Below are 11,551 nucleotides of genomic sequence, written 5' to 3'. Positions count from 1 at the left end.
TGGAACAAAGCTTTTCAGAGACCGGCTGGACTCAGTGGAAAAAGTTCTATGCGCCTCTGGATTATCTCTCGACTCTTTTTAAGTGACGGATTCAACTGTCAGCCAGAGGTAAACTCAGGCAGCTAATGCCTGCTTCAGTCGCTCTGCCGGAGGCTCAGTCTATTGGAAGCATTTGATAGTTGTCTTATTTGCAACGCACTTTGTAGTTATGAACATTGTCACTCATAGCTCCGAATAGAATCTATATTTCCAGTTCAATCACTGTAGCTGGGAAGTCACCATGAATAACTCATTCAACCTATGTCCGTTACTTTTGTGCTTGCTCTATTCGATGGCACAAGCCAGCCCCCCCTCAAAAAAAGATTTTGATTTTCTTGAGCCTCTTAATGATTCCGTACTGGTGGCAAACGGGCTTGAGCTAACGGAAAGCCTTGCTGGAGTCTCTTTGTCCACCTTGCTCAATCTGGGAGTATGGTGGGGTATCTGTAAAACAGCGGGAATAGTCTCCGGGCTTTCAAGCACATATGATCTGGCTGCATCGGATACAAAGGAGCTGGAGCCGTTGAAAACAGATTTCTGTTCGCAGCTGGCTCCCGTGATCACCACTGCCGAAGTAGCGTTGGCCGGGCATGTGTCTCCCTGGCCTCTGGAACAGCGCTGGTGGAGACCCTTGTATTTTGCCGGTGCAGGAATGGCAGCTAATGCCGCTAGTACGATAAAGAGGGAGCACATGCCTGTTGTAGTCATGATCTACCTTGCTTCTGAAGCGTTAACAAGAACCGGAGCCAGCGCTATTTCAGCGCTAATTCTAAGAAAAATGAGTACAAGGGATATTGCAACCGAATGGTATTTGGCTGGGGAATATGAAATATTTTCTATGATGAATGGGATTGTGGCAGGGGCTGTCGCCTATGAAGCGATGATCCATAAAGGCTACAGGCCAGCAAAAGCGACTCTTGCTTCTGTTGTCAGCGCAGTGATTGTGGGTACTCTCTCGGGAATTATTTCAGTGCTAACAATTGATGTGGACAGACAGACAAAGACCGAAGTCATAGCAGGAGCTGGAGTCGGGGCCGTAATCTTCGTAGGAGCCGGAGCCGGAGTCGGAGCCGGAGCGACAGCCGTAGCCTCAGTCGGAGCCGCAGGGGCATTAGTCGGAGCCTTAGCCGGGGCCGGAATCGGATTCGGAATTGGAGCTGTTGCCGAAGCTGGAACTATGATCCTCGGCGGAGTCGGAGCTTTGCTTATGCTGGGCAGTTTGAAGATAACCTCAAACGACCCGTTTATCAAAGCCGGTGTCACTCTGATGCCTGCGTTGACTTTCGCGGTTGTCAACGGTCTTTCAGGCTACGTCGTTTATGGCTATTCACTGGAACAAGGCCTTTCAGAGACCGGATGGACTCAGTGGAAAAAGTTTTACGCGCCCCTGGATTATCTCTCAACTCTGTTTAACTGACAGACTCAACTGTCAGCCATCGAATCATTGGTGAACACTGGCAGCTAACGCTGAGTTCAACCGCACTTGCACGCAGTTGAAGCGACTCTGAATTGAGGCTGAATACTTCAATCTCTCATGGGGCGGTTGCAACTGATTCCTATCTGAACAGCTCGGAATGACTCCCGAGCCGTTCAAACACAATGCGATCATCGTCCAGCCTGTAGATTAACAACCAATCTGGCTCAATATGGCATTCCCGCCTGCCATTAAAATTCCCGGTTAAAAGGTGATCTTTGTGCCTGGCAGCCAGGGGCATCTGCTCTACCAGCTGGCGGGTGATAAACTTGAGTTTGTCCATATCTTTCCCCTGCTTCTTCGCTTTTTTAACATCCTTCTGAAAGCGGTTTAAAAATACGGGAATCAACACGCTTAAATATCCAGATTCTTAAACAGGTCATCCAGATCTTTGCACTCTACCAACCCTTCCCCTTTGTCGCTTTCCTCGAAAGCCTTCAAAGTCTCTTCGTTAGGAATACGCACATCAAACGGCAACCCGTTGCACAACTCAACCTGCGTATAAAAAAGCGTAATGGCCTGTGTCGTGTTCAGCCCGATCTTGCGAAACACCGCTTCAGCCTGTTTCTTCAGCTCAGGTTCCACTCTGGCTTTGACGACAGCGCTTTTGCTCATGACGGTTCCCTCTGATTATTGAATGGCGTTTTATAGTGTAGGCCAAACGGGACACAATTCAACATTCAAGAGCCTGTATACGCCCTCTGACCATGGGGTGATGTGATCGGCTTCCATCTGGTTGATGTCGAAGAACTCTTCACACTCGTTGCAGATGCCTTTCTGGCGTTCCTCAGCCGCCTATTGGTGAGATGCACAGTCTGCTGGCAGAGATGTTGCGGGGGATGAGTCGGGAAGAGCGGGAAGCGTTGCTGGGGAAGGTGGGTTGATTATTGATCACCTTGCCTGTACTTGATCAATGAGTAATTAATCGCCGGGCAGCCAACCCCTTTCTGTAACCTGCTCATAGCTCCATGGGCATTCCTTGGGAAAACTGTTTTTATTCAGCCGCTTGCTTTCTGTTTTTATGTAACGGTTTAATTCTTCCATAGCGCTTTTTTTGGCTTTGACGTAGGCTTTTTCGAGTGATTCTTGAAAGTAATTGCTCAAGTAAGGGTTTTCTTCAACGTGAAGATCAATTTCATCTCTAGGGTTGTTGATACTGGGTATCCATGACTGAAGAACTTTATCTTCCACCCAAGGGTCTTTCAGAATTCGTTTCTGATAGTCATATTTGAGCAAATGAACCAACAATATCACTAAATGAGAACATAATTCTCTGACGTCATTACCCATCTCGTGTTCCAGAGCCTCCAACAGATTGTCGATGTCCAGTTGATCGAATTGCTTAGCGGCCAACAATTCACGCTGCTGGCCTAGCCATTGGTGATAGTCAGTCTCGTACAAACTTTTCATTCTTCATCCTCCCCAGGCAGCCAGTCTTCTGTCGTGATCTGTTCAAACGTCCACGGGCATTCCTTGGGAAAACTGTTTTTGTTCATAAGGTGACGCTTGTTAGTTATAAATCGGTTCATCTGCTCTATAGCCCTTTTTTTGGCTTTAGGGTAACTGTTTGCTAAAGCCTCATCCTGCTGGGGTTGTAGGTGTGGGTGTTTTTTAATCAAGTCGTTAATGTCGTTACGTGCGTTAGAGATGCTGTCGTGCCAGCTTCTGAAATATTCTGGTTCCAGAAGCTGCGGGTTGAGTACAAACGTTTGATACTGATACTTCAAAAGATGCAATACCAAAATAACAAGATGAGACTCCAAATTTTCAACATAATTACCCATCTCGTACTCCATCGCCTCCAACAGATTGTCTAAGTCAAGCTGGTCAAATTGGCGCTGGGCCAGTAGCTCCCGTTGCTGGCCTAGCCATGCGGTGTAGTCGGTTTTGTATAAACTATCCATTGGTGATTTCCTCTTTTGTCATTCATGTAATGAGGTGATGGCCACCCCATTGTTAAGGCAGCGTTGAGACATCCCGCAAAGCGCCGGACAGGTACTTATGGAGAATACTGGACACCAGTGTCTGGTATGGAATCCCTTCCCGCCGGGCCCGTGACTGAATCGCCAGCAGATCCTGTTGGGAAATGCGGATGTTAATACGCTTATCCTTTTTAAACGTCTCTCTGGCCGCCGCTTCCAGCATCGCCTTGCGCTCAGGCGTCATCACGGATTCATATTCACCCCGTTCAAGGGCATCGAGCAACGTTTGCTCCTCGTTATCCAGTGTTGTTTTTTTCATGTTCAATCTCCTAAATAGTCATGGGTAAATTTGCGGCTGGGAATCAGTGTTTTTAAAAAGTACTCCTGCTCGCTTTCCACGTAAGGCACCAACCAGACGTAACCTTGTGCATTCACCACAAAGATCCGCTCATGGGGATAGGCTTGCTGGTTAGGATGGGCGATGTCATCCAGCAGGCCGCCATTCTCTATGTGGAAAATAACTTCCTCGAAGGACCGATCCCGTTCCAGGATCAGCTGCTGATTCTTCTGGGGGTTCCAGTTAAAGCGTTTCATGAGAGAAGTATAGAGGGTGTGTGCCTTTTGTCATCAATTGGACCGGACAATCGTAACTCAGTGATTGGACTTTCTGCGATTGCACTCCCGGCAAAGCACCTGACCATTCTCCAGCTCAGTCTTGCCACCCTCTGACCAAGGGGTGATGTGGTCGGCTTCCATCTGGTCGGTATTGAAGGACTCTTCACATTGGTTGCAGATGCCTTTCTGGCCCTCATAAAGGGTGTACTTCTGGCTGTTCGTAAAGGCTCGCAGATTCAGGTGTTTTTCATTGCCCGTCAGCAATTATCCATAGACGCCTTTTTTGTTGACCACATCGTCAACGGCCATCAGCCTGCCGGTAACGTTTGTCACGGGGTTCATAGTAGTTGAGCACTTTGAGCCACATGTTGTCGTTTATTGGATGAACCCTGCTTGGACTCTTTCTGTGCAATTAAGAGTGTGCGACTTGAATTAAATGCTCTGAACTTTTTATACAAAAAGGAACTGAACGGAGTGCCTTAAACTCAGGCACCCTGAAATATCAAAAGCTTTTGACATTGGAAAGGTTAGGCTTGGCGTCTTTATTCTCTTTATAGATAAGAGCAATGTTGCCAATGGTTTGAATCAGTTCTGCATGAGTCCGGTTGCACAGTTCGGTAATGGCTTCTTTCTTGATTTCACGATCGCCTAAGGCAAACTTTATCTTGATCAGCTCGTGATCGTGCAGGGCACGCACTGTCTCTTCAATAACACCATCACTCAGACCGTTGCCCGCTACCATTACGACAGGTTTCAGCTTGTGACCGAGGGAACGGAAGTGTCTCTTTTTTTCAGAACTAATGCTCATGATTTCAGAATCCTGAGGCTGAATATTCAGTAAGCCGATTGCCTACAGCCATGACAACCGGGCAACAGGTTCCTGGTGGGCGATAAAACAAGGTTGTATATCACATACCTCAGTCGGGGGCTCGCTTCCCGGTTTTTGTTAAGATTGGGAAAGACCGGCTTGGAAACTGTTGATCAAAAGTTCATCATTGTACTTTATTCTCTATGGCTCACAAGTCCAAGAGTCATGAATAAAGTTTTTAAGGTAGATAGTGTAAGGTAGAAATGGCCAGATCCAAAAGCAGTGCCCGCTGGCTACAGGAGCACTTTGAAGACGAATATGTTAAACGCTCACAAGAAGACGGCTACCGTTCCCGGGCCAGCTACAAGCTGATCGAGATTCAGGAGAAGGACAAGCTGATCAAGCCGGGGATGAAAGTGGTTGATCTGGGTGCGGCCCCGGGCGGCTGGTCCCAGGTAGCTATCGAGATGGTAGGTGATAACGGTCGTGTGGTGGCTTCAGACATTCTTCCCATGAACCCCATTGCCGGGGTTGACTTTGTTCAGGGCGACTTTACCGAGGACGCTGTACTGGAAAAAATCCTTGAAACTATCGGCAGTGACAAAGTAGACCTTGTAATTTCAGATATGGCCCCCAATATGAGTGGTACGCTGGCCGTTGATCAGCCCAGAGCTATGTATCTGGCTGAGCTGGCTCTGGATCTGGCCAGGCAGGTGCTGAAGAAAAACGGCTCTTTCCTGACCAAAGCATTTCAGGGGGAAGGGTATCAGGAGTATCACAAGGACATGAAAACCTCATTCCAGAAAGTGATTACCCGCAAACCAGGCTCTTCAAGGGCAAGGTCCAGAGAGGTGTTTTTGTTGGCCAGAAATTTTGTATCCTGAGAACATTTACTTAACCGGGATGTTGGAGTGTTCTGATTGTTCAAGGGGGGATGGTTAAGCGCTATCGAATCTTGACAGAAACCTGACAACCCGTCAGGTAAACCAGAAAAACCTTGTCGCAGCGCAGTTTAAAGCAGACCTGCCGGTATTATAGATTTTTTCTATCTGCCCAATAGCCAGCTGATGACTGTCCCCCTCTCTGCCATTCGTGTATGGTAGGAGGTGCGAATTAACCATACGAGAGAGCAGAGCCGGTAATTATGCCCTTTAAAACCGTTCGCCACAGGCTTCAGTACGCTCAAGTGAGGGTAGCCCTTTGAATGATATGGCAAAAAACTTGATTTTATGGGTCATCATTGCCCTGGTGCTGTTGACCGTATTCAAAAACTTCGATGGAATGCAGTCCTCTACCCAGAAGCTCAGTTATTCTGACTTCATCAGTGCGGTAGAAAATCGTCAAGTCAGCAAAGTAGTGATTGACGGATTTACTATTACCGGACTCATGAACAGCAGTGAGCGTTTTGAGACCAACCTGCCCCCGGCAGTGCCCGATAATCAGTTGATGGACGAGCTGCTGCGCGGCAACGTTCAAATCGAATCCAAGCCTATTGAAAAGCAAAGCATCTGGACACAGTTGCTGGTTGCCAGTTTCCCGATTCTGGTGATTCTTGCTGTCTTCATGTTCTTTATGCGACAGATGCAGGGTGGCGGCGGTGGCCGTGGTGGCCCGATGAGCTTTGGCAAGAGTAAAGCCAGGCTGCTGTCGGAAGATCAGATCAAGACCACTTTTGCTGATGTGGCAGGTGTTGAAGAAGCCAAGGAAGACGTACAGGAGCTGGTAGATTTTCTGAAAGATCCGGGCAAGTTCCAGCGTCTGGGTGGCCGCATTCCTCGTGGCGTGCTGATGGTAGGTCCTCCTGGTACAGGTAAAACCCTGCTGGCCAAGGCTATTGCCGGTGAAGCCAAGGTGCCTTTCTTCACCATTTCTGGCTCCGACTTTGTTGAAATGTTTGTGGGTGTGGGTGCTTCCCGTGTCAGAGACATGTTCGAACAAGCTAAAAAGCAGGCACCATGCATTATCTTCATTGACGAGATTGATGCAGTGGGTCGTCACCGTGGTGCTGGCATGGGCGGTGGTCATGATGAGCGTGAACAAACACTTAACCAGCTGCTGGTAGAGATGGATGGTTTTGAAGCAAACGACGGTATCATCGTAATTGCTGCAACCAACCGTCCAGATGTACTGGATCCGGCGCTTCTGCGTCCCGGCCGTTTTGACCGTCAGGTTGTGGTGGGTCTGCCAGACATCCGAGGACGTGAACAGATTCTGAAAGTACACATGCGCAAGGTACCTATTGGGGATGACGTTGAGCCTGCAGTGATTGCTCGTGGTACTCCGGGTTTCTCCGGTGCCGATCTTTCTAATCTGGTGAACGAAGCGGCATTGTTTTCTGCCCGCGCCAACAAGCGCACGGTGGGTATGCACGAGTTCGATCTTGCTAAAGATAAAATCATGATGGGTGCTGAGCGCAAGTCCATGGTGATGAGCGAGAAAGAAAAACGTAATACGGCCTATCATGAAGCTGGTCACGCTATTGTTGGCCGTCTGGTGCCTGACCACGATCCGGTATACAAGGTCAGTATTATTCCTCGTGGTCGTGCATTGGGTGTCACCATGTTCCTGCCTGAGGAAGATCGTTATAGCCAGAGTAAAGAAGCTCTGATGAGTCAGATCTGTTCACTCTTTGGTGGTCGCATCGCTGAAGAAATGACGCTGGGTAAAGCGGGCGTCACCACCGGTGCATCCAACGATATTCAGCGTGCAACCCAGATTGCCAGAAATATGGTGACCAAATGGGGGCTGTCCGAGAAGCTGGGACCTCTTCAGTATGATGATGAAGAAGGCGAGGTATTCCTGGGCAAGAACTACGGCAGTGGCGGCGGACGCATGAATGTGTCTGGCGAAACCGCCAAGATGATCGACGAAGAAGTGCGTAGCATCATTGATGAGTGCTATAACACTGCTGAGCGACTTCTCAAGGAAAACCGCGATAAGCTGGACCTGATGTCAGATGCGTTGATGCAGTATGAAACCATTGATACTGATCAGATTGATGACATTATGTCAGGCAAGAAGCCTCGTCCACCTAAGGAGTCTTCTGGTTCCTCATCTAACGGTGACGGTGATGCAGGTATCAAGGCGGAAGAGGCTCCTGAAGCATCTGAGCCAAAAGTTGCCGACAGCGATGATGATAAGAAAGGACCTATCGGTGGGCCTGCTGGCGAACACTGATCCCTTCTGACAAAACAAAAAAGGCAGGATTGTTATCCTGCCTTTTTTGTATGATTTGTCCCGTCCTGAAATAAGTTGACAATGTGGAGACTTATTATGGACATCCCACCAGCCATGATTGCCGATCAGTTTTGCCGGTGAAGAGGTTGATAATGCGGTTGGCTGTGTGGCGCAGAATAATTAGCTTATATAGCGATGCATAAATTCTTGGCTATTCTCTCTTTGTACTACGAATAATGATATTGGCCAATGGCGTTCCTTTATTTTTCCAGAACAGAAAGTCAGCACAGGCTGCTGACGTTTTCTATCAAACAAAGAGGGCGAAGTTGGTATTATTGACTAAGTTATGAGAGAAATTGGTGCATTATTACCACTCATTCATAGCCTTAATAGCGTTTGTTTTTTCACAAGCCACGGTGGTTATGCAGTTGTGCTATTCCTCAACCATCATTGAACGGCATAATCCTCACGGGCACAGGGTTCGGATTGAGGTTAATGATGGTGAAGATCTGCAGGATGTGAGTCAGTGGCAATTAAGTTTGCTGCTTCCGGAAGGTTTCAATGACCGAAACAGCATCCTTTGCTTTAAGGCTCCCGTGGCGCCGACAGACTCGAACAGTATCGCAATATTAGTTACGAACGACCAGAACAACCATTGCTATCAGCTAGCGATAACGACGGAGGAACAGATACCCGCCTCCCAATATGCCTCACAGCGTGTTTCTGAAAACGGCACGCTTGTTCGCTTAAAATCTACGACGGCAGACAGACCAGAGCTTATTTCTGTAACCATAGATCCACTCCTGAATGGCAAACCCTGTGCTACCTCACTGACCCTTTTGGCCTACTCCAACAACATTAGGAGTGGGATGGAAACCGGTCAAGCCCGAAATAACAGATTGATAGGAGGCAAACTCGCTGGTATTGCCGATTTTCCCAGCGGCGGGAACGAGGTAGGGTCTATCCGCTCCCACCCCCCGCTCTTGAGTGGTGGCATGTCATCGGGATCATTCGAAACAGACCTGATTATCCTCAAATCTCTCATCACATGGCTGAGGTCCACAGGTAAGGATTCTACTTCATTTGAGGAACAGTTATCCCCGGCACGTATGAAAATTACACGCGTTAATGCTGATGGCTCTTCCAGCGAAGCTGCTATCCCCGTTGGCTGCCTTGACTTCCTCGATATTCGACAACTGACCGATGTTGATTTCTGGAATACTCTCTTCCAGCGTGCTGTCACTTCTTGTCCAGCCAGTGAAAGCCTTCAGTGGCAGCTTGGCTGTTTCAAACTGCTTCTAGAGCGTACCGTCTTCAAGACCAACCATGGCGGTGGTCTGAAGGCAGGTAATGGGGATGGAAAATCCTCTGGTAGCGCACCCAATGCAAAACCAAAGAACGAAAATAACGACCATCAAAAGGAGCAAAGAGGAGAACCTGAAGGCCAGGAGAACCCATCACCTGGAGAAGGCAGTGAAGGCAGTGGGAATGGCAATAACAGAAAAGACGACGATGGAGAGAAGAGTGAAAAAAATGCTACGGCTCAAGACATTAAGGTAATTGCGAGTCGGCTTGTAGCCATCATTGAAAGCGAGGATCGCGATGCAGTTTTTAAACTGAGGCAAATACTGGATGAGCTGAATATGCCTCAGCGTTTGCAAGTTTTGGAAACAAAAAGCACAAACACCAGAGGTGATCCCCTCACTCCTCTTGAGGCGGTACTGGAACTGCAGCGTTCTTCCCGTGAGAATTCATTGCGCAACCGATTTATCGAGCAGCTGATAGAAGCTACAAGCGATAAAAAACAGACTTTGAATGATCTTGGCATTCTGTCTTCACTTCAACCGATCATTTCAGCTGACGAGGCGCAACCCAGAGTTGGCGAAAACAACCTGGTGATTTTGCATAAGATTGTTCAGGACATCATCCTTAAGGTTAATCAGCCTGGCCAGCAGTCGCCAATAGGACAATTTGAAAAATGTTGCTTTGCTGAATATTTTGTTCAATTGTTCCTGCGCTATTCAAATCCGGTTGAACTTATTCGTAATTTGTTAGGGGAAATATCAGATTCAGTCATAAGTCGCGATATTATGGTTTATGCACAATTATTTACATTTTCTACTTCTTTGTCAGGTACCTTTAGACGATTTGATCAGCACCCGTCGTCCCGTGAATTAATACACTTTACAGATAAACTGTGTATGCAGATGCAATCTTGTTCTTTACCACAAGAGACTGTAATCAGTAATAGCGATAACACCTCCAACGAAATAATTGCCGGCAATGCAAATACATTCACCGATCCCGTTCGGCAAGTTGATAGCTACAGAAGTGCCTCTGGCTTTGCTGGAAGTTCCTCTGAATCACCATCTGATAAATACTTACAGCAGGGGGCAAGGCCAAAGAAGCAGCCTAACCTTGCTGATAATGAAGACGGCAGGCCCGACGATCATGGGTCTGAAAATTTGAATCGTGATTTGAATAAGTTAGAACGTATTGTAGGTAAGTATCATAGTCTTATAAAAGACATTGAGCCGAAAAGAAGCGCTAAGGAAAAAGAAAGGAAAAAAAGACAGCATATAGAAAGGCAACAGGCTGAAGAGTTAACTGAAAAGGTTCAAAGGTTAACAATAGAGAATCAAAATCTAACTGCAGATGATCAGAGGTTTTGGGGACGGGTGGCCTGTTTAGAGACTGAAAATCAGCGCTTAAGGGAGCATATCGAAAAGGTGGAGGATGAACTCAGAAAGCAACAAGAATTAGTAGAGTTTATGATCCATCAAGCACTCCAGCAGTTGACAGCGGCTATCTCGGCGATGTCAGATAATGGCCCGGGGCATTTTACTTCTTGCCAGCAGTCGAGTCCTTATAATCTGGGGGCAAACCCATTGGATGAGGAGTTACCGCTGCCTCAGCAAGAAACCCTGCAGCCATTGTGCGAACATTACCATAGGCGCTGCCTTGTGAGATTTAATTGCTGCGGCCTTTATTTCCCCTGCCATAGATGTCATAACGAAAACGATAGATGCCAAACGACAAACTCCAGTGGTGTTGATGCAACACACCTCCTGTGTATTCTCTGTAAATACAAAGGGGAAATTACGGAAGGCTCCCAGATATGCCCGGAATGTAACGAGCGTATGTCGGACTTTTACTGTGCAAAGTGCAAGCTCTTCACCGCAGCAGTGCTAAACCCATTCCACTGTGATAAATGCGGCATTTGTCGAATATACGAAGATAAAACCTATCACTGTGATGTTTGCAATGTCTGCCTGGATAAAAGGTTGAAAGGTGATCATATATGCCGACCCGATTCAGGACACGATGAGTGCTGCATCTGTCTGGAAGACGTCTTTACCGGTTGCCTGATACTCCCCTGCTCCCACAAAGTCCATAAGGAATGTGGCGTGGCAATGATTGAAAACAGGGTAAGAAGCTGCCCGGTGTGCAGGTATCCCCTCAATTGACATCCTCTCGCCCCTGAAGGAGCGAGATTCCCGTTAGTCACCTAACAGG

13 protein-coding genes are annotated in these 11,551 nt (G+C 47.6%); 4 read left to right on the top strand and 9 right to left on the bottom strand.

The genetic code is table 11. From position 1 onward, the window contains the following. Positions 1–280: 280 nt before the first annotated feature. On the top strand, positions 281–1,456 hold the full coding sequence (locus KDK17_RS01065) for a hypothetical protein (protein ID WP_257253688.1): 1,176 nt from the start codon (positions 281–283) through the stop codon (positions 1,454–1,456). Between the two features lie 139 nt (positions 1,457–1,595). On the opposite strand, the gene KDK17_RS01060 is transcribed toward KDK17_RS01065, so the two are convergent. The 9 genes from KDK17_RS01060 to yhbY form a co-directional block, all read right to left on the bottom strand. Beyond that, positions 1,596–1,865 carry a type II toxin-antitoxin system YafQ family toxin gene (locus tag KDK17_RS01060; protein WP_257253690.1) on the bottom strand — a complete coding sequence of 90 codons (270 nt, stop codon included), beginning with the start codon at positions 1,863–1,865 and terminating at the stop codon, positions 1,596–1,598. 2 nt (positions 1,866–1,867) lie between these two features. Continuing rightward, entirely contained in the window at positions 1,868–2,128 is a 261-nt protein-coding gene (locus tag KDK17_RS01055; RefSeq protein ID WP_257253691.1) for a type II toxin-antitoxin system RelB/DinJ family antitoxin, read from the bottom strand. Positions 2,129–2,158: 30 nt separating this feature from the next. Next, positions 2,159–2,284, bottom strand: a complete 126-nt coding sequence (locus tag KDK17_RS19425; RefSeq protein ID WP_368736449.1) for an HNH endonuclease — start codon at positions 2,282–2,284, stop codon at positions 2,159–2,161. 150 nt (positions 2,285–2,434) lie between these two features. Beyond that, entirely contained in the window at positions 2,435–2,923 is a 489-nt protein-coding gene (locus KDK17_RS01050) for a DUF29 domain-containing protein (protein WP_257253693.1), read from the bottom strand. Then, positions 2,920–3,417 carry a DUF29 domain-containing protein gene (locus KDK17_RS01045; protein ID WP_257280658.1) on the bottom strand — a complete coding sequence of 166 codons (498 nt, stop codon included), beginning with the start codon at positions 3,415–3,417 and terminating at the stop codon, positions 2,920–2,922. The genes KDK17_RS01050 and KDK17_RS01045 overlap by 4 nt, the downstream gene beginning before the upstream one ends. 52 nt (positions 3,418–3,469) lie before the next feature. Next, positions 3,470–3,754 carry a CopG family antitoxin gene (locus KDK17_RS01040; protein WP_257253696.1) on the bottom strand — a complete coding sequence of 95 codons (285 nt, stop codon included), beginning with the start codon at positions 3,752–3,754 and terminating at the stop codon, positions 3,470–3,472. A gap of 2 nt (positions 3,755–3,756) precedes the next feature. Beyond that, complete coding sequence (locus KDK17_RS01035) at positions 3,757–4,029, bottom strand: hypothetical protein (RefSeq protein WP_257253698.1); 273 nt, start codon at positions 4,027–4,029, stop codon at positions 3,757–3,759. Between the two features lie 57 nt (positions 4,030–4,086). Continuing rightward, complete coding sequence (locus KDK17_RS01030; protein ID WP_257253701.1) at positions 4,087–4,314, bottom strand: HNH endonuclease; 228 nt, start codon at positions 4,312–4,314, stop codon at positions 4,087–4,089. 238 nt (positions 4,315–4,552) lie between these two features. Then, entirely contained in the window at positions 4,553–4,858 is a 306-nt protein-coding gene (gene yhbY / locus KDK17_RS01025; RefSeq protein ID WP_257253702.1) for a ribosome assembly RNA-binding protein YhbY, read from the bottom strand. 263 nt (positions 4,859–5,121) lie between these two features. Between yhbY and rlmE the strand changes: the two genes are divergently transcribed. The 3 genes from rlmE to KDK17_RS01010 all read left to right on the top strand — a co-directional run bounded on the left by rlmE (position 5,122) and on the right by KDK17_RS01010 (position 11,502). Next, positions 5,122–5,742, top strand: coding sequence for a 23S rRNA (uridine(2552)-2'-O)-methyltransferase RlmE (gene rlmE / locus KDK17_RS01020; RefSeq protein ID WP_257280662.1), 621 nt, complete (start codon positions 5,122–5,124; stop codon positions 5,740–5,742). A 325-nt stretch (positions 5,743–6,067) separates the two neighbouring features. Then, entirely contained in the window at positions 6,068–8,035 is a 1,968-nt protein-coding gene (ftsH, locus tag KDK17_RS01015; RefSeq protein ID WP_257254766.1) for an ATP-dependent zinc metalloprotease FtsH, read from the top strand. 422 nt (positions 8,036–8,457) lie between these two features. Beyond that, positions 8,458–11,502: a CHY zinc finger protein gene (locus KDK17_RS01010; RefSeq protein WP_257254767.1), complete on the top strand. Its 3,045-nt coding sequence runs from the start codon at positions 8,458–8,460 to the stop codon at positions 11,500–11,502. The last annotated feature ends 49 nt before the right edge of the window (positions 11,503–11,551 follow it).

Origin of the sequence: Endozoicomonas sp. SESOKO2, from assembly GCF_024606245.1 — a bacterium.
Classification (GTDB): Bacteria; Pseudomonadota; Gammaproteobacteria; order Pseudomonadales; family Endozoicomonadaceae; genus Endozoicomonas_A.
The sequence above is the reverse complement of the archived record's forward strand: the minus strand, read 5'-3'. Positions and strand labels throughout refer to the sequence as shown.

What these genes read in the sequence shown, in the direction of transcription:
- yhbY (WP_257253702.1), bottom strand. Translation starts at nt 4,858, where the DNA reads ATGAGCATTAGTTCTGAAAAAAAGAGACACTTCCGTTCCCTCGGTCAC.
- KDK17_RS01050 (WP_257253693.1), bottom strand. Translation starts at nt 2,923, where the DNA reads ATGAAAAGTTTGTACGAGACTGACTATCACCAATGGCTAGGCCAGCAG.
- KDK17_RS01045 (WP_257280658.1), bottom strand. Translation starts at nt 3,417, where the DNA reads ATGGATAGTTTATACAAAACCGACTACACCGCATGGCTAGGCCAGCAA.
- ftsH (WP_257254766.1), top strand. Translation starts at nt 6,068, where the DNA reads ATGGCAAAAAACTTGATTTTATGGGTCATCATTGCCCTGGTGCTGTTG.
- KDK17_RS01010 (WP_257254767.1), top strand. Translation starts at nt 8,458, where the DNA reads ATGCAGTTGTGCTATTCCTCAACCATCATTGAACGGCATAATCCTCAC.
- KDK17_RS01055 (WP_257253691.1), bottom strand. Translation starts at nt 2,128, where the DNA reads ATGAGCAAAAGCGCTGTCGTCAAAGCCAGAGTGGAACCTGAGCTGAAG.
- KDK17_RS01040 (WP_257253696.1), bottom strand. Translation starts at nt 3,754, where the DNA reads ATGAAAAAAACAACACTGGATAACGAGGAGCAAACGTTGCTCGATGCC.
- KDK17_RS01035 (WP_257253698.1), bottom strand. Translation starts at nt 4,029, where the DNA reads ATGAAACGCTTTAACTGGAACCCCCAGAAGAATCAGCAGCTGATCCTG.
- rlmE (WP_257280662.1), top strand. Translation starts at nt 5,122, where the DNA reads ATGGCCAGATCCAAAAGCAGTGCCCGCTGGCTACAGGAGCACTTTGAA.
- KDK17_RS01065 (WP_257253688.1), top strand. Translation starts at nt 281, where the DNA reads ATGAATAACTCATTCAACCTATGTCCGTTACTTTTGTGCTTGCTCTAT.